Annotated in this window: 15 protein-coding genes; 5 read left to right on the top strand and 10 right to left on the bottom strand. The window is 72.5% G+C overall.

Going from position 1 to position 17,198, the window contains the following annotated elements; genetic code table 11:
- Positions 1–37: 37 nt before the first annotated feature.
- Genes ACWEV0_RS08600 through ACWEV0_RS08555 form a run of 10 tightly spaced genes read right to left on the bottom strand, consistent with a single transcriptional unit; the run spans position 38 to position 10,037 of the window.
- The gene (locus tag ACWEV0_RS08600; RefSeq protein ID WP_453147663.1) at positions 38–1,588 is read right to left on the bottom strand and encodes an NADH-quinone oxidoreductase subunit N; all 1,551 of its coding nucleotides are present in this window, start codon (positions 1,586–1,588) and stop codon (positions 38–40) included.
- The gene (locus ACWEV0_RS08595; protein WP_453147783.1) at positions 1,585–3,144 is read right to left on the bottom strand and encodes a complex I subunit 4 family protein; all 1,560 of its coding nucleotides are present in this window, start codon (positions 3,142–3,144) and stop codon (positions 1,585–1,587) included. Before ACWEV0_RS08595 ends, ACWEV0_RS08600 begins: the two co-directional genes overlap by 4 nt.
- A 27-nt stretch (positions 3,145–3,171) precedes the next feature.
- Positions 3,172–5,196, bottom strand: a complete 2,025-nt coding sequence (locus ACWEV0_RS08590) for an NADH-quinone oxidoreductase subunit 5 family protein (RefSeq protein ID WP_453147661.1) — start codon at positions 5,194–5,196, stop codon at positions 3,172–3,174.
- The gene (nuoK, locus tag ACWEV0_RS08585) at positions 5,193–5,534 is read right to left on the bottom strand and encodes an NADH-quinone oxidoreductase subunit NuoK (protein ID WP_403795303.1); all 342 of its coding nucleotides are present in this window, start codon (positions 5,532–5,534) and stop codon (positions 5,193–5,195) included. The genes ACWEV0_RS08590 and nuoK overlap by 4 nt, the downstream gene beginning before the upstream one ends.
- The gene (locus ACWEV0_RS08580; protein ID WP_453147659.1) at positions 5,534–6,085 is read right to left on the bottom strand and encodes an NADH-quinone oxidoreductase subunit J family protein; all 552 of its coding nucleotides are present in this window, start codon (positions 6,083–6,085) and stop codon (positions 5,534–5,536) included. Before ACWEV0_RS08580 ends, nuoK begins: the two co-directional genes overlap by 1 nt.
- Positions 6,082–6,675, bottom strand: a complete 594-nt coding sequence (locus ACWEV0_RS08575) for a NuoI/complex I 23 kDa subunit family protein (protein ID WP_453147657.1) — start codon at positions 6,673–6,675, stop codon at positions 6,082–6,084. Before ACWEV0_RS08575 ends, ACWEV0_RS08580 begins: the two co-directional genes overlap by 4 nt.
- A gap of 2 nt (positions 6,676–6,677) precedes the next feature.
- Positions 6,678–7,646 carry a complex I subunit 1/NuoH family protein gene (locus tag ACWEV0_RS08570; RefSeq protein ID WP_453147655.1) on the bottom strand — a complete coding sequence of 323 codons (969 nt, stop codon included), beginning with the start codon at positions 7,644–7,646 and terminating at the stop codon, positions 6,678–6,680.
- The gene (locus ACWEV0_RS08565; protein WP_453147653.1) at positions 7,643–9,034 is read right to left on the bottom strand and encodes an NADH-quinone oxidoreductase subunit C; all 1,392 of its coding nucleotides are present in this window, start codon (positions 9,032–9,034) and stop codon (positions 7,643–7,645) included. Before ACWEV0_RS08565 ends, ACWEV0_RS08570 begins: the two co-directional genes overlap by 4 nt.
- Positions 9,031–9,615 (bottom strand): NADH-quinone oxidoreductase subunit B, encoded by a 585-nt coding sequence (locus ACWEV0_RS08560; protein ID WP_453147651.1) that lies wholly within the window; start codon positions 9,613–9,615, stop codon positions 9,031–9,033. The genes ACWEV0_RS08565 and ACWEV0_RS08560 overlap by 4 nt, the downstream gene beginning before the upstream one ends.
- Positions 9,606–10,037, bottom strand: coding sequence for an NADH-quinone oxidoreductase subunit A (locus ACWEV0_RS08555; protein WP_453147650.1), 432 nt, complete (start codon positions 10,035–10,037; stop codon positions 9,606–9,608). Before ACWEV0_RS08555 ends, ACWEV0_RS08560 begins: the two co-directional genes overlap by 10 nt.
- 148 nt (positions 10,038–10,185) lie before the next feature.
- Between ACWEV0_RS08555 and ACWEV0_RS08550 the strand changes: the two genes are divergently transcribed.
- The 5 genes from ACWEV0_RS08550 to ACWEV0_RS08530 all read left to right on the top strand — a co-directional run bounded on the left by ACWEV0_RS08550 (position 10,186) and on the right by ACWEV0_RS08530 (position 17,103).
- Positions 10,186–11,340, top strand: a complete 1,155-nt coding sequence (locus ACWEV0_RS08550) for a sensor histidine kinase (RefSeq protein ID WP_453147648.1) — start codon at positions 10,186–10,188, stop codon at positions 11,338–11,340.
- Positions 11,341–11,671: 331 nt separating this feature from the next.
- Positions 11,672–12,991 carry a sensor histidine kinase gene (locus tag ACWEV0_RS08545; protein WP_453147646.1) on the top strand — a complete coding sequence of 440 codons (1,320 nt, stop codon included), beginning with the start codon at positions 11,672–11,674 and terminating at the stop codon, positions 12,989–12,991.
- A 111-nt stretch (positions 12,992–13,102) separates the two neighbouring features.
- Entirely contained in the window at positions 13,103–13,777 is a 675-nt protein-coding gene (locus ACWEV0_RS08540) for a LuxR C-terminal-related transcriptional regulator (protein ID WP_453147644.1), read from the top strand.
- Positions 13,778–14,090: 313 nt separating this feature from the next.
- On the top strand, positions 14,091–16,028 hold the full coding sequence (locus tag ACWEV0_RS08535; RefSeq protein ID WP_453147643.1) for a 2-oxoacid:acceptor oxidoreductase subunit alpha: 1,938 nt from the start codon (positions 14,091–14,093) through the stop codon (positions 16,026–16,028).
- Positions 16,021–17,103 (top strand): 2-oxoacid:ferredoxin oxidoreductase subunit beta, encoded by a 1,083-nt coding sequence (locus ACWEV0_RS08530; protein ID WP_453147641.1) that lies wholly within the window; start codon positions 16,021–16,023, stop codon positions 17,101–17,103. Before ACWEV0_RS08535 ends, ACWEV0_RS08530 begins: the two co-directional genes overlap by 8 nt.
- Positions 17,104–17,198 lie beyond the last annotated feature (95 nt).

The raw sequence follows: 17,198 nt of genomic DNA, 5'->3' as shown, positions 1-17,198 counted from the left end.
GCTCCTTGGTGTGCTCGTGGTGGGGGGATGTGGGGGGTCAGAACAGGCTGTTCGCCGCGAAGCGGAGCGCGAACTGCGGGTAGCCCGACAGCACGACGCCCGCGACGGCGGTCAGCGCGACGGCCAGGGTGATCGGGGTGGGGGCCCGGTGCGGCTGCAGGCCGAGTTCGGCCTGGCCCTCCCGCGCGCGGAAGAGCAGCGCCGTCCACCGCAGGTAGTAGTAGAGGGCGATCACGACGTTGACGCCCATGATCACGGCGAGCCAGCCGAGGCCGGCGTCGACGGCCGCCGAGAAGACGGTCACCTTGGCGAAGAGGCCGATGATACCCGGGGGCAGTCCGGCCAGATTGAGCAGGAAGAAGCCGAGCGCGAGGGCGGTGGCCGGGCTCGTCGCGTACAGGCCGCGGAAGTCGGCGATCCGGGCCTCGGGGTGGGTACGGGCGACGAGGACGACGACCGCGAAGGCGCCGAGGTTCACGACGGCGTACATCAGGGCGTACGCGACGGTGGCGCCGATCTGGTCGTCGCCGGAGTACGCGGCGGCGGCGATCGGCACCAGGAGGTAGCCGGCCTGGGCGACGGACGACCAGGCCAGGAGGCGTACGGCGCTGAAGGCGCGGACGGCGCTCTGGCGCAGGGCGGCCACGTTGCCGACGGTCATGGTGAGCGCGGCGAGGGCGGCGAGCGCCGGTCCCCACACGTCCGCGTAGGACGGGAAGGCGACGACGGTCACCAGGATGAGGCCGGTGAAGCCGACGGCCTTGCCGACGACGGAGAGGTACGCGGCGACGGGCAGCGGGGCGCCGACGTAGGTGTCGGGCACCCAGAAGTGGAAGGGGACGGCGGCCGTCTTGAAGGCGAAGCCGACGAGGGTGAGGACGACGCCGGTCTGGGCGAGGACCTGGAGCTGGCCGGGCACGTCGCCGAGGCGCTGGGCGACCTCGGTGAGGTGGAGGGTGCCGGTGGCGGCGTAGACGAAGCTGACGCCGAGCAGGGTCACGGCGGTGGCGGTGACCGAGGAGAGGAAGAACTTCAGCGCGGACTCGCTGGACCTGACGTCGCCGCGGCGCAGACCGACCAGCGCGAACGCGGGCAGCGAGGCCACTTCGAGGGCGACGACGAGGGTGGCCAGGTCCCGGGAGGCGGGCAGCAGGGCGGCACCGGCGGCGGAGGAGAGCAGCAGGAACCAGTACTCGCCGGCGGGCAGCCTGTCGCGGGTGTCGGTGAGCGAGAGCAGCGCGGTGACGAGCGCGCCCGCGAGCACCAGGAACTGGATGACCAGGGTGAACTGGTCGGCGGTGTAGCTGCAGGCCCGCAGGTGGGTGTCGGGAGTGAGGCAGAACGTCGAGCGGTCGCCGTCCCGGAGCGGGATGAGCAGCGCGAGCCCGGCGGCCAGGCCGGCTGTCGCGGTCCAGCCGAGGAGCTGCTTGCGCTCGGCGGGGACGAAGAGGTCGGCGACGAGGATCGCGACGGCGACGACCGCGACGAGGGTGGGGGGCGCGATGGCGAGCCAGTCGACGGACTGGACGAGGCTCGCGGCGGGGCTCGCGAGAGGACTCGCGAGGTGGCTCGCGACGGCGGGGGTCACTTGGCGCCTCCGGCGATCAGCTGCTGTACGGCCGGGTTGGTGAGGCCGAGGAGGACCGCGGGCCACAGTCCGGCGAGGACGGTGAGGGCGACGAGCGGGGTCCAGGCGGCGATCTCGTAGCCCTGGACGTCGGCGATCGCGGCCTCGGCCTCGCCGGCGGGGCGTGGGCCGCCCATGCAGACGCGGCGGACGACGACGAGGAGATAGGCGGCGGTGAGCAGGGTGCCGAGGGCACCGATCGCCATGTACGTGAGGAAGGCCGGCCGGCTGAGGCCGGCGGCCGGGTCGAACGCGCCGAAGAGCGCCAGCATCTCGCCCCAGAACCCGGCGAGGCCGGGCAGGCCGAGGGAGGCGACGGCGGCGAAGGCGAGGAGCGCGCCGAGACGGGGGGCGCGGCCGTAGAGGGCGGCGCCGGTGGCCCCGGCCAGGGTGTCGAGGTCCGCGGTGCCGTAGCGGTCCTTGACGGCGCCGACGAGGAAGAAGAGGAGGCCGGTGATGAGGCCGTGGGCGATGTTGGCGAACAGGGCGCCGTTGACGCCGGTGGGCGTCATGGTGGCGATGCCGAGGAGCACGAAGCCCATGTGGCCGACGGAGCTGTAGGCGATCAGGCGCTTGAGGTCGCCCTTGTTGCCGGGCTTGGCGAGGGCGAGGCAGGCGAGCGATCCGTAGATGATGCCGGCGACGGCGAAGGCGGCGAGGTAGGGCGCGAAGGTGCGCATGCCGTCGGGGGCGATCGGCAGCACGATGCGGACGAACCCGTACGTGCCCATCTTCAGCAGCACGCCGGCGAGGAGCACGGAGCCGACGGTCGGGGCGGCGGTGTGGGCGTCCGGGAGCCAGCTGTGCAGCGGCCACATCGGGGTCTTCACGGCGAGCCCCAGGCCGATCGCGAGAACGGCGATGACCTGCACGGACGTGGTCAGTCCACGGCCGTTGTCAGTGGCGAGTGCCACCATGTCGAACGTGCCCGCCTTCAGACCGATGAGGAGCAGGCCGAGCAGCATGACGACGGAGCCGAGCAGCGTGTAGAGGATGAACTTCCAGGAGGCCGCCCGCCGGCCCTCGCCGCCCCAGCGGGCGATGAGGAAGTACATCGGGATGAGGACCGTCTCGAAGGCCAGGAAGAACAGGACGAGGTCGAGGACGGCGAAGGTCGCCAGGGTGCCGGACTCGAGGACGAGGAGCAGCGCGACGAATGCCTTGGGTGACGGGCCCGTAGGCATCTTGAAGTAGCTGTAGAGCGCGCAGAGGAAGGTCAGGAGCGCGGTCAGGAGCAGGAGGGGGAGGGAGATGCCGTCGACACCGAGGTGGATCCGCACGTCGAGTGCCTTGATCCAGCTGATGTCGGTGGTGGCCTGCATCGTCGAGGGGTGGTCGTGGTCGAAGCCGAGGGCCAGGACGATCGCGGCGAGCAGGATCACGCCGGTGACGACCACGCCGTGGCGGAGCACGGCCTGGTCGGGTGACTTCCCCTTCAGCCCGGGCGGGGCGGGCAGGAGCGCGGCGGCGGCGCCGACGAGCGGGCCGCCGACGATCAACGCGAGAAGGAACTGCATCACGGATTCGCTGATATCGATCACGGCTCACGCTCCGGCGGCGACGTTGGCGAGGACGACGGCGACGATCGCCAGGACGACGGAGCCGGCGAGCAGGGCGCTGAGGTAGGTCTGCACGTTGCCGGTCTGGGCGCGGCGGACCAGCCAGCCGAGCCCCTTGGCGGTGCTGCCCGCGCCGTTCACGTACGTGTCGACGACCTCGCGGTCCAGGAAGCGGACCAGGGAGGCGGCGGCGAGCACGGGGCGGACGAACAGCGTCCGGTAGACCGCGTCCAGGTGGAAGCCGGTGGCCGCGTGCGGGTGCAGCGGGCCGAGCAGGGCGCGGCCGGGGTCGGCCGGGTCCACCGCCGGGTGCGGCAGGTCCAGGGCCTCCGCCTCGACCTGGCCGGCCTCGGCGTCGGGGTGGGCGACGGTGGGCGCGGCGAGGAGCCCGGCGGCCGGGGCGGGCGCGGTGCCCGCGGGGACCGCCGGGGGCGGCGCGGTGCGGGCGACGAGGGTGCGCCGGACCGCGTAGGTGACGGCGGCGCCGACGACGGCGAGGCCGGTGCCGAGGACGGCCGTGGTGAGGGTCGGGGTCAGCGGCTGGCCGCCGAACCAGTCGTCGAGGTAGCCGGCGGTCAGGCCGAAGCCGAGGGAGGGGATCGCGAGCACCCACAGGACGGTCGTCATGGCGATGGGCTGACGGCCGTGACTCGGGGCCTCTTCGCCGCGGCCGCGGAAGGCGAGCAGCCACAGCCGCATCGCGTACGCGGCGGTGAGCAGCGCCGTGAGCAGTCCGGCGACGAGCACGATCCAGCCGGCCCCGGCGGGGGCCAGGGTGCTCTCACCGGTGGCGGTGTGCTCGGCGGCGACGAGGACGGCTTCCTTGGAGAAGAAGCCGGCGAAGGGCGGGATCGCGGCGAGCGCGAGCAGGCCGACGGTCATCGTCCAGTAGGCGTCCGGGATGCGCTTGGCGAGGCCGCTCATCCGGGACATGGCGGTGAGCGAGTTGGTGCCGGCGGCGTGGATGACCGCGCCGGCGGCGAGGAACAGCAGCGCCTTGAAGGCGCCGTGCGACAGGAGGTGGAAGACGGCGGCGCCGCGGTTGCCGACGGCGAGGGCGCCGGACATGTAGCCGAGCTGGCCGATCGTCGAGTAGGCGAGGACCCGCTTGATGTCGTCCTGGGCGAGCGCGGCGAGCGCCGAGCCGACCATGGTGACGGCGGCCATCACGGCGAGCACGGTCAGCGCGGCCGCGGAGGCCGTGAAGACGGGCAGCAGCCGGGCGACGAAGTAGATGCCGGCGGCGACCATCGTCGCCGCGTGGATGAGCGCGGAGACGGGGGTGGGGCCGGCCATGGCGTCCGGGAGCCAGGTGTGCAGCGGGAACTGCGCGGACTTGCCGGCCACGCCCGCGAGGAGCAGCAGCGCCACGAGGGTGGGGTGGTCGAGCCCGCCGGCGGCGACGGCGCCGAGCACGCCGGTGATCCGGAAGGTGCCCGCGTCGGTGGCCAGCGCGAACAGGCCGATCAGGAAGGGCACGTCACCGAGCTTGGTGACGAGGAAGGCCTTGAGGGAGGCCGAGCGGGCCTCGGGCGTCTCCCAGTAGTGCCCGACCAGGAAGTACGAACAGATGCCCATGACCTCCCAGCCGACCAGGAGCACCATCAGGTCGCCGGAGTAGACGACGAGCAGCATGGCGGAGGTGAAGAGGGAGACCAGCGCGGCGTACGAGGAGTAGCGCGGGTCGTCGCGCAGATAGCCGGTCGAGTAGACCTGCACGCAGGTGGCGACCACGCCGACCAGGACGGCGACGAGGGCGGCGAAGCCGTCGATGTGCAGCGCCAGGTCGATCGGGACGGAGCCGGTCGGGGTGAGCTGGGTGGCGGCGTCGATGGCCTTCCCGCCGCCCTGCCGGGCCGCCACGACGACGGCGAGCACGGCCGCGGCGAGCGTCGGCAGCACGGCCAGCGGGCGGGCGAAGCCGGGCACGGAGCGGCCGAGGAACAGGCCGGCGGCGGAGCCGAGGAAGGGCAGCAGGGGGACGAGGACGGCCAGGGTCGTGGTGGTCACGCGGTGGCCTCGGCCTTCTCGTCGGCGGACGGCGTTTCCTTCGTGTCGCGGAGGCGGTCGACGTCCGAGGTGCCGCGGTTGCGGTACACCATCAGGACGATCGCGAGACCGATGCCGATCTCCGCGGCGGCGATGGCGATGGTGAAGAGGGTGAGGGCCTGGCCCGCGTGCAGGGTGTCGCGGAGCCAGACGTCGAAGGCGACCAGGTTGAGGTTGACGGCGTTGAGCATCAGCTCGACGGACATCAGGACCAGGATCGCGTTGCGGCGGGCGAGGACGCCGTACAGGCCGACGGAGAAGAGCAGGACGGCGAGGACGGCCGGGTAGACGAGGTGCATCAGTCCGTGTCCTCCGGGGCCTTCTTGCGGGACAGCACGATCGCGCCGACGAGTGCGGCGAGCAGCAGCACCGACAGCGCCTCGAAGGGCAGCACCCAGTGCCGGAAGAGGATCTCGCCGGACACCTTGGTGGAGCCCTGCGCGGGCCCGTCGAGGTCGATCCAGGTGGTGCGGAACGCGTCCACGACCACCCACACCAGGGCCGCGGCGGCGGCGAGCGCCACGGCGACGGCGACCGGCCGGTTGCCCGAGTCGGAGTCCGGGGAGCGGCCGATGGGGGCCTTGGTGAGCATGAGGCCGAAGAGGAGGAGGACGACGACGGAACCGACGTAGATCAGCACCTGCACCCAGGCGATGAACTCGGCGGTCAGGAGCAGGTACTCGACGGCGATCCCGCCGAGCGCCACGACCAGCCACAGGGCGGCGTGGACGAGCTGCTTGGTGGTGACGGTGACGAGGGCCGCGCCGAGGGTGACGAGGCCGACGAGGAGGAAGACGATCTCGACGCCGGTGGGCGACAGGAAGCCGCTGCTCTGTGCTGCGAGGGTCACTGCGGGCCCTCCTGCTGCCGGTTCTCGGCGGCGGCCTGCTCGGCCTCCGCCTGCGCCTGCGCCTCCGCCTGCGCGGCGGCCTTCTCGGCGGCCTTGCGCGCCGCGCCGATCTCCTTCGGCTCCTCCGCGCGCGGGTCGAGCGCGGGCGGCTCCGGCACGGTCCACATCCACTCGCGGAGCTTGTCGCGCTCGTGCGTCAGCTCGTGGATGTCGGTCTCGGCGTACTCGAACTCGGGCGACCAGAACAGCGCGTCGAACGGGCACACCTCGATGCAGATGCCGCAGTACATGCAGAGGGAGAAGTCGATCGCGAAGCGGTCGAGGACGTTGCGGCTGCGCTCGCGCCCGCCGGGGACGGCGGCCGGCACCGTCTCCTTGTGGGAGTCGATGTAGATGCACCAGTCGGGGCACTCGCGGGCGCACAGCATGCACACCGTGCAGTTCTCCTCGAACAGCCCGATGACCCCGCGGGTGCGGGGCGGCAGCTCGGGCTGCGCGTCCGGGTACTGCGCGGTGACGGACTTGCGCGTCATCGTCCGCAGGGTGACGGCGAGCCCCTTGGCGAGGCCGGAGCCGGGAATCGGAGCCATGGTTACTGGATCGCCACCTTCACGATGCCGGTGAGCGCGATCTGCGCGAGGGCGAGCGGGACGAGGGTCGTCCAGGCCAGCTTCTGCAGCTGGTCCTCGCGCAGGCGCGGGTAGGAGACCCGCAGCCAGATCACGACGAAGGCCAGGACGGCGGTCTTGAGCAGCGTCCACAGCCAGCCGAGGCCGTCGGCGCCGAACGGGCCGTGCCAGCCGCCGAGGAAGAGGACGGTGGTCAGACCGCAGAGGACGACGATGCCGGCGTACTCGGCGAGCAGGAACAGCGCGAAGCGGAGTCCCGTGTACTCGGTGTACGCGCCGAAGATGATCTCCGAGTCGGCGATCGGCATGTCGAACGGCGGCCGCTGCAGCTCGGCGAGGCCCGCCGTGAAGAACACCAGCGCGCCGACGATCTGCCACGGCACCCACCACCAGTGGAAGCCGTTCAGGATGCCGGGCAGTGAGACGGTGCCCGCCGCCATCGCCACGGACGCGGCGGCAAGCAGCATCGGCAGCTCGTACGCGAGCAGCTGCGCGGCGGTGCGGAGCGCGCCGAGCAGCGAGAACTTGTTCGCCGACGCCCAGCCGGCCATCAGGCTGCCGAGCACCCCGACGCCCATCACGGCGAGCACGAAGAAGATCCCCGCGTCGACCACGCGCCCGACCGCGCCCTCGCTCGGGCCGATCGGAATCGCCACGAGCACGAGCAGATACGGCAGCAACGCCACGGCCGGCGCCAGCTGGAAGATCCGCCGGTCGGCGTTGGCCGGGACGACGTCCTCCTTCTGCGCGAACTTCACCCCGTCCGCGACCAGCTGCGCCCAGCCGTGGAACCCGCCGGCGTACATCGGCCCGAGCCGGCCCTGCATGTGCGCCATCACCTTGTGCTCGGTCTGCCCGACGACCAGCGGCAGCACGAGGAACACGCCGAACACGGCGAGCAGCCGCAGGGCGACGTCCAACACGTCGTTCACGCGGAATCGCCTCCGTCGGTGGTGGGGGGATGGGGGTTCGGGGGTTCGGGGGTGGGCGCGTCGACGGCCCCGTCGGCGTCATCCGCCGGAGCCTCCGCGCCGCTCACGGCGGGCGGCGCCTCCGGCGCCGGGGCCTCGGCCTCGGTACCGGCCGCGGGCGACCCGCCCTCGGCGTCTGCGGCCTTCGCCGCCTCGGCAGGCGGCGCCGGTGTCCCCGGCTCCTCGTCGAACGCCGGGCGGGCGTGGTGCCACGGGGCGTCCGAACTGCGTGCGGGGGCGGGGCGCTGCTTCGTGGCTTCGGGTGCCTCGGCGGCTTCGGTGCGCTGGCTCGCGGAGCCGGCACTCGCGCTGCGGTTACGGCGGGGGCCGGCGGGCGGCGCGGCCGGGGTCTCCGTGCTCGCAGGCGGCACCGACGCGGCAGTGTCCGGCCCGGCCTCGGCCGCACGGGCCGCATCGGCGCGCGGGCCGGTGGTCGGAGTCGCCTCCGGGCGCTGGCTCGCCGAGCCTCCGCTGGCGCTGCGCGCACGGCGCGGGCCCGCTGGGGGCGTCGGCGCCGCACCGTCGGCGGCGGCCGGGCCCGCGGGGGGCGTCGGTGCCGTCGGGCCGGGGGACGAGGTCTCGGGGGCAGCCGTGGGGGCCGCCGGAGTCTGGCTTGCCGAGCCCGCGGCCGCGGTGCGGGACCTTCGTGCCGGTGGGGCCTCCGGCTGGCTCGCCGAGCCCTCGCCCGCCGTGCGGGCGCGGCGGACCGGGCGGTCGCCGGCGGCCGCGCGGGCCGGGCGGGACGGGGCCGGGGGGAGCTGGCCCTTGAGGGGGCCCCAGTCGTTGGGGTCGGGGACGCCCGGGGGGAGCATCTGGCGGCGCTTGGGGGCGTTCGGGTCGTGGGACTCGCCCGGTTCCTTGGCGCCGGGCCAGGCCTTGGCCACGCGGGCCGCGAGGACGAAGTCCTTGCGCAGCGGGTGGCCCTCGAAGTTCTCGGGGAGGAGGAGGTGCACGAGGTGCGGGTGGTCGGTGAAGGTGACGCCGAACATCTCGTACGTCTCGCGCTCGTGCCACGCCGCGCCCGCGTACACGGCGATCGCGGACGGCAGGGTCGGGGACGCGTGCGGGACCGTCGTGCGGAGCAGCAGGCGGCGGACGCCCGCCGCACCCACCGACGCCACGTGCGCGCACACCCGGAAGCCCACGCCCGGCTCGTCCACCGCGCTCAGCCAGTCGAAGTACGTGAGGCCCAGCTTGTCGCGGGCGATCTCGAGCGCCGCGATCCACGAGGCCGTCGGCACGTCGACCGTCAGCAGGTCGTACGCGCGCTCCGCCGTCGCCTCCTCGCCGAAGAGCTCCGTGACGGAGTCGGGGAGGGCGGCGTAGCTGTCCGTGAAGTTCTCGGTCACGACGCGTCGCCTCCCGGCTTCGGGGGCTGCACGAGACCGCTCGTCAGCTGGGAGACGGACGGGGCCGCCCCGTACCGCTCCGCCGTGTTCTCGCGCGCGATCTTCTCCTGGAGCTTGAGGATGCCCTGGAGCAGCGCCTCCGGCCGCGGCGGGCAGCCCGGCACGTAGACGTCGACGGGGATGATCTGGTCCACGCCCTTGGTCACGGAGTACGAGTCCCAGTAGGGGCCGCCGCAGTTCGAGCAGGCGCCGAAGGAGATGACGTACTTCGGCTCGGGCATCTGCTCGTAGAGCCGCTTGACCGCCGGCGCCATCTTGTCCGTCACCGTGCCGGAGACGATCATGAGGTCGGCCTGGCGCGGGCCCGGCGCGAAGGGGATCACGCCGAGGCGGATGAAGTCGTGGCGGGCCATCGACGCGGCGATGAACTCGATCGCGCAGCAGGCGAGGCCGAAGTTGAAGACCCACAGGCTGTAGCGGCGGCCCCAGTTGAGGACCACCTTCATCGGCTCCGGCGCCAGCCGGGCCAGCGGGCCCAGCGTGGGGGTCGGCAGCGGGGTGGGGGTCGGGGTCACGTCCATGCCAGGACGCCCTTCTTGTACGCGTAGAGCAGTCCCACGGCCAGGAAGCCGAGGAAGACGAACATCTCGACGAGGGTCGTCGCCCCGTATCCGGGCGCCGCGAAGACCGTCGCCCACGGGAAGAGGAAGATCGAGTCGACGGCGAAGATCACATAGAGGAAGGCGTACACGTAGTAGCGGACCTGGGTGTGGGCCCAGCCCTCCCCCACCGGGTCGACACCGCACTCGTAGGTGAGGAGTTTCTCGGGGGTCGGCACGACGGGCCTGAGCAGCCGGTTCGCGCCGAACGCGACCGCGACGAAGAGCACGCCGAGCACGGCGAGCAGTCCGACGACGGAATACGTCTCGAAGTAGTCCGCCGCGTACGCCGTCGCGACAACGGTCGGTTCCCGCACGTCCGCCCCTCGGTCTCGGTGTCTCATTCCTTTTTCTTTACGGACGCGAGTCTAGGCCCTCCTAAAGAAGCCGTAAGAAGAGCCCGAGGGACGGTCACGGTGGGGTTATCCCCCCTGGGCTTTCGGCCACCTCCCCCATGGCGTGGGCAGGCCCCCGACCGGCAGTCTTGCCGCCATGACCACCGACACCCCGCCCCCCGCGCGCTTCGCCTACAACCGGCACACCTGGAAGGAGATCGCGCACCTCCTGGCCAATCTGCCCTGCGCGCTCGCCGGTTTCCTGTACGCGGTCGTGACGATCGCGCTCGGCGTGGGCCTGGCCGTGACGGCCGTCGGTCTGCCGCTGCTCGCGCTCGGGCTCTCGGGGGCGCGCGGGATGGGCCGGGCGGAGCGGGCGCGGGCCCGGAAGCTGCTCGGGGTGCGGGTGGACGAGCCGAGCCGGCTGCCGCACCGGGGCGGGTTCTTCGGCCGGCTCTGGGCGCAGCTGAAGGACCCGGTGGCGTGGCGGAGCCAGCTGTACGGGTTCATCCGGCTGCCCTGGGGCATCCTGACGTTCACGCTGACGCTCGTGTCGCTGATCGTGCTGTGGCCGGTGCTGCCGTTCGTGGCGCGCGGGCTCAGCGCGGCCGACCGGGGCATGGTGCGCGGGCTGCTCTCGCCGTCCGACGAGCTGGAGCGGCGGATCGCGGAGCTGGAGTCGGACCGTGGCGTGGTCGTGGACACGGCCGCCGCCGACCTGCGCCGCATCGAGCGCGACCTGCACGACGGCGCCCAGGCCCGCCTCGTGGCGCTGGCCATGGGGCTCGGGCTGGCGAAGGAGAAGCTGCTCGACGATCCGGAGGCGGCCGCGGCGATGGTGGACGAGGCGCACGGCGAGGTGAAGCTGGCCCTCCAGGAGCTGCGCGACCTGGCCCGCGGCATCCACCCGGCCGTCCTCACCGACCGCGGCCTCGACGCCGCCCTGTCCGCCGTCGCCGCCCGCTGCACCGTCCCGGTGAAGGTCTCGGTCGACCTGCCGGCCCGACCCGCCGAGGCCATCGAGGGCATCGCCTACTTCACCGTCTCCGAACTCCTGCAGAACGTCTCCAAGCACGCGGGGGCCCGCTCGGCCGCCGTGGAGGTGTGGCGGGAGGAGGGCGAGGGCCGGCTGATGCTCCAGGTCCGCGACGACGGCAGGGGCGGCGCGCGCCTCGACGGCGGCGGCACGGGCCTGGCGGGCCTCGCCGAGCGGCTCGGCGCGGTGGACGGGGTGTTCGTCGTGGACTCGCCGGAGGGCGGCCCGACGGTGATCACCGCGGAGCTCCCCTGGCGGGACCGCGGTACACGGTGAGCACGGTGGAGATCCCTGGCGAGATCGCGCCACACCAGTGAGCACCGCCGAGCCGCCCCTCGCGGGATCACGCCACACCGTGATCACCACCGCGGAGGCCGCTGCCGAGATCGCGCCACGCCGGTGAGCACCGCCAAGCCGCCCCTCGCAAGGTCGCGCCACACCGTGATCACCACCGAGCCCCCAGGTTCGCGGTCCCGTACAGGACCCGCCGGCCGGCCGGGTAGGGATAACCCCCGGGCGAGGACGCCGACCCGCCTCATGGTGCCGGAACCCGCCCTCCCGGGAGGGTGAAGACGACCGACAGACCCGCGTCAGAAACGGAAGCCCGATGGACGGAACCCCGACGGACGGAACCTCGATGGCCGCCCTGCACCGCCTCCCCGCCGGACTCCGCGCGCCGTTCGAAGGACGCACCTGGCGCGCGTTCGGCTACGTCATGACCGGGCTGCCGATGGGCATCGTGTCCTTCGTCGTCGCCGTCACCTTCGTCTCGCTCGGCGCCGGGCTGCTCGTCACCTTCCTCGGTGTCCCGGTCCTGGCCGCCGGCCTCACGGTGTGCCGGGGGCTCGGCGCGGTGGAGCGGGCGCGGGCGCGCGGGCTGCTCGGCCTGGACGTGCGGGCGCCGGAGCCGGCCCGGGGCCGGACGGGCGGGGCGCTGTCGTGGATGGGCGCGACGCTGAAGAGCGGGGCGTCCTGGCGGCACCTGCTCTACTGCCTGGTGCGCTTCCCGTGGGCGGTGTTCACGTTCTGCGTGGTGCTGACGCTGTGGGCGACGGGCTGGAGCCTGTTCACGTATCCGCTGTGGCAGTGGGTGTTCCCGACCTACGTGAGTCAGGACGGCATCCAGCTGTACGGGGACGGGGACCAGGGCATGCAGATGGACACGCCGTCCGAGATCGCGATCACGTCCGCGGTGGGCCTCGGTCTCGTCCTGCTCGGCCCGTGGGTGCTGCGCGGCCTGGTCGCGGTGGACCGGGTGCTCGTGGCGGGGCTGCTCGGCCCGTCGCCGCTGGCCTCGCGCGTGACGGAGCTGGAGTCGGACCGTGGCGTGGTCGTGGACACCGCCGCCGCGGACCTGCGCCGCATCGAGCGCGACCTGCACGACGGCGCCCAGGCCCGCCTCGTGGCGCTGGCGATGGACCTGGGGCTGGCGAAGGAGCGGATCGCGGACGACCCGCTGACGGCGGCGGCGATGGTGGACGAGGCGCACGGCGAGGTGAAGCTGGCCCTCCAGGAGCTGCGCGACCTGGCCCGCGGCATCCACCCGGCCGTCCTCACCGACCGCGGCCTCGACGCCGCCCTGTCCGCCGTCGCCGCCCGCTGCACCGTCCCGGTGAAGGTCTCGGTCGACCTGCCGGCCCGACCCGCCGAGGCCATCGAGGGCATCGCCTACTTCACCGTCTCCGAACTCCTGCAGAACGTCTCCAAGCACGCCGGCGCCAAGCGGGCCTGGGTGGACGTGTGGCGGACGGACGGCCGGCTGATGCTGCAGGTCCGCGACGACGGCAGGGGCGGCGCGGCGCCGGCGGCGGGCCACGGGCTCGCGGGCCTGACGGAGCGGATCGACGCCGTCGACGGCGTGCTCGCGATCGACTCGCCGGCGGGCGGCCCGACGACGATCACGGCCGAGCTCCCCTGGCGCGCCTGACCCGCCCCCCATCCGGGTGTCCTGGTTGAACCCCTTCCGGCCCCGCCGCGTCCCTTCTCCTGCGATGCTGGGCATCGCTTGCGATCAAGGGGACAAGGGGAAGGGACGGACATGGGCGCGGACAGCGTTCGAGTGGTCATCGCCGAGGACTCGGTGCTGCTCCGGGAGGGTCTGACCCGGCTCCTCACCGATCTCGGGCACGAGGTGGTCGCCGGCGTCGGTGACGCCGAGGCCCTCCTCAAGACGGTGGACAACCTGGCGGACGAGGGCGAGCTGCCGGACGTGGTGGTGGCCGACGTGCGGATGCCGCCGACGCACACCGACGAGGGCGTGCGGGCGGCCGTACGGCTGCGCAGGGACCATCCGGGGATGGGGGTGCTCGTCCTGTCGCAGTACGTGGAGGAGCAGTACGCCACCGAACTGCTTGCCGGGTCGAGCACCGGCGTCGGCTATCTGCTGAAGGACCGGGTGGCCGAGGTCCGGGAGTTCGTGGACGCGGTGGTCCGGGTGGCCCGGGGCGGTACGGCGCTGGACCCGGAGGTGGTGGCTCAGCTGCTCGGCCGGAGCCGGAAGCAGGACGTGCTCGCGGCGCTGACGCCGCGCGAGCGCGAGGTGCTGGGCCTGATGGCGGAGGGGCGTACGAATTCGGCCATCGCGAAGCAGCTGGTGGTGAGCGACGGCGCGGTGGAGAAGCACATCAGCAACATCTTCCTGAAGCTGGGGCTCTCGCCGAGTGACGGGGATCACCGCCGGGTACTCGCTGTGCTGACCTATCTCAATTCCTGACGGGCTGCGACCATGGCAGGGCGCACCTGACGACCCGTCAGCTATGGCACCGCCACGCCGCCCCGGTCCGTGACGAAGAATGTGCGGAGCGCGACATCCCAGTGGACCCGGGGCGTCGCAGAGAGCGACAATTGACAATAAACAGGCGTTACGGGCGTCTCAAAACGAAGTCCACGATGCGAGAAGTCCCGGGAAGGGTCCCCTTACGGTCGTAGGGTGGGCCACGGGACGGCCGGTCGGCCGGTCGTCCACCGAGCTTTCTCCGCGGGTGAGCCTCGACGGAGAGACCCTGCCGCGAGGGAGGTCCAGTTCAGTGACCAGCCAGGTCAGTAGCGAGGCCGGTGAGGCCCTGGTCGGGGAGCAGCGCAGCGCCCCGGCGACGGCCGATGACGGTTCCGCGAAGGAAGTCCGCCGGCTCGACCGGGTGATCATCCGCTTCGCGGGCGACTCCGGCGACGGCATGCAGCTCACCGGTGACCGGTTCACCTCGGAGACGGCGTCCTTCGGGAACGACCTCTCCACGCTGCCGAACTTCCCCGCCGAGATCCGGGCCCCCGCCGGCACGCTGCCGGGCGTGTCCTCGTTCCAGCTCCACTTCGCCGACCACGACATCCTGACCCCGGGCGACGCGCCGAACGTCCTGGTCGCGATGAACCCGGCCGCGCTGAAGGCGAACATCGGGGACGTGCCGCGCGGCGGCGAGATCATCGTCAACACGGACGAGTTCGCCAAGCGCGCCATGGCCAAGGTCGGCTACGAGACCTCTCCGCTGGAGGACGGCTCGCTGTCCGGGTACCACGTGCACCCGGTTCCGCTCACCACCCTCACGGTGGAGGCGCTGAAGGAGTTCGGCCTGTCCCGGAAGGAGGCCGAGCGCAGCAAGAACATGTTCGCGCTCGGGCTGCTCTCCTGGATGTACCACCGCCCGACCGAGGGCACCGAGACCTTCCTGCGCCAGAAGTTCGCGAAGAAGCCCGAGATCGCCGAGGCGAACGTGGCCGCGTTCCGGGCCGGCTGGAACTTCGGCGAGACCACCGAGGACTTCGCCGTCTCGTACGAGGTGGCCCCGGCCACCCGCGCGTTCCCCACCGGCACGTACCGCAACATCTCGGGGAACCTGGCCCTGTCGTACGGCCTGATCGCCGCCGCCAAGCAGGCGGACCTGCCGCTCTACCTCGGCTCGTACCCGATCACCCCGGCCTCCGACATCCTGCACGAGCTGAGCCGGCACAAGAACTTCGGCGTGCGGACCTTCCAGGCCGAGGACGAGATCGCCGGCATCGGCGCCGCGCTCGGCGCGGCCTTCGGCGGCTCGCTCGCCGTGACGACCACGTCCGGCCCGGGTGTGGCGCTCAAGTCGGAGACCATCGGCCTCGCCGTCTCCCTCGAACTGCCGCTCCTCATCGTCGACATCCAGCGCGGCGGCCCGTCCACCGGTCTGCCCACCAAGACCGAGCAGGCCGACCTCCTCCAGGCCATGTACGGGCGCAACGGCGAGGCCCCGGTGCCGGTCGTGGCCCCGAAGACGCCCGCCGACTGCTTCGCCGCGGCGCTCGACGCGGCCCGGATCGCGCTCACGTACCGCACGCCCGTCTTCCTGCTCTCCGACGGCTACCTGGCCAACGGCTCCGAGCCCTGGCGGATCCCGGACACCGACGAACTCCCGGACCTGACCACCACGTTCGCCACCGGCCCGAACCACACGCTGGCCGACGGCACCGAGGTCTTCTGGCCGTACAAGCGCGACCCCGAGACCCTGGCCCGCCCCTGGGCGCTGCCCGGCACTCCCGGCCTCGAACACCGCATCGGCGGCATCGAGAAGCAGGACGGCACCGGCAACATCAGCTACGACCCGGCCAACCACGACCTCATGGTCCGCACCCGGCAGGCCAAGATCGACGGCATCGAGGTGCCCGACATCGAGGTCGACGACCCGGACGGCGCGGACACCCTGGTCCTCGGCTGGGGCTCCACGTACGGGCCGATCACCGCCGCCGTCCGCCGTCTGCGCCGCGCCGGCCGCCCCATCGCCCAGGCCCACCTGCGCCACCTCAACCCCTTCCCGAAGAACCTCGGCGAGGTCCTGAAGCGGTACGAGAAGGTCGTCGTCCCCGAGATGAACCTGGGCCAGCTCGCCACCCTCGTCCGGGCGCGGTACCTCGTCGACGCCCGCAGCCACAACCAGGTCAACGGAATGCCGTTCAAGGCCGAGCAGCTCGCCGCGGCCCTCAAGGAGGTCATCGATGAGTGAGTCGGCGCGGACCACGGGCCCGACGGCCGAGTCCCTTCTGCAGCTGGTGCCCAAGGCCGAGGCCGCCCAGTCCATGAAGGACTTCAAGTCGGACCAGGAGGTCCGGTGGTGCCCCGGCTGCGGCGACTACGCCGTGCTCGCCGCCGTGCAGGGCTTCATGCCCGAACTCGGCCTGGCGAAGGAGAACATCGTCTTCGTCTCCGGCATCGGCTGCTCCTCCCGCTTCCCGTACTACATGAACACCTACGGGATGCACTCGATCCACGGCCGCGCCCCGGCCATCGCCACCGGCCTGGCGACCTCCCGCCGCGACCTGTCGGTGTGGGTCGTCACCGGTGACGGCGACGCGCTGTCCATCGGCGGCAACCACCTCATCCACGCCCTGCGCCGCAACGTCAACCTGAAGATCCTGCTCTTCAACAACCGGATCTACGGCCTGACCAAGGGCCAGTACAGTCCCACCTCCGAGCTCGGCAAGATCACCAAGTCGACCCCGATGGGCTCCCTCGACGCGCCCTTCAACCCGGTGTCGCTCGCACTCGGCGCGGAGGCGTCGTTCGTCGCCCGGACGGTCGACTCCGACCGCAAGCACCTCACCGAGGTGCTGCGCCAGGCCGCCGACCACAACGGCACGGCCCTGGTGGAGATCTACCAGAACTGCAACATCTTCAACGACGGCGCCTTCGAGGTCCTCAAGGACAACGAGCAGGCCAAGGAGGCCGTCATCCGCCTGGAGCACGGGCAGCCGATCCGCTTCGGCGCCGAGCTCGACAAGGGCGTGGTGCGCGACCCGGCCACCGGCGACCTCCAGGTCGTCACCGTCACGCCGGAGAACGAGGGGCGGATCCTCGTCCACGACGCCCACGCGGCCTCGCCGACGACCGCGTTCGCGCTGTCGCGGCTCGCCGACCCGGACACGCTGCACCAGACGCCGATCGGCGTCTTCCGGTCGGTGGACCGGCCGGTGTACGACACGCTGATGGCGGAGCAGCTGGAGAAGGCGGTGGAGCAGCAGGGCAAGGGAGACCTGGCCCAGCTGCTCGCCGGGAAGGACACCTGGACGGTGGTGGGCTGACCTCCGCCGTCCTGACCGCCGCGCGCGCGGCGGTCAGTCGTTCCGCTTCGCTGCCTCGGCGTACGGGCCGAGGCAGCGGGCCCAGCCGGACCACA

It is taken from the genome of Streptomyces sp. NPDC003943 (assembly GCF_053605265.1).
This window is presented reverse-complemented; position numbering and strand designations above follow the sequence as displayed.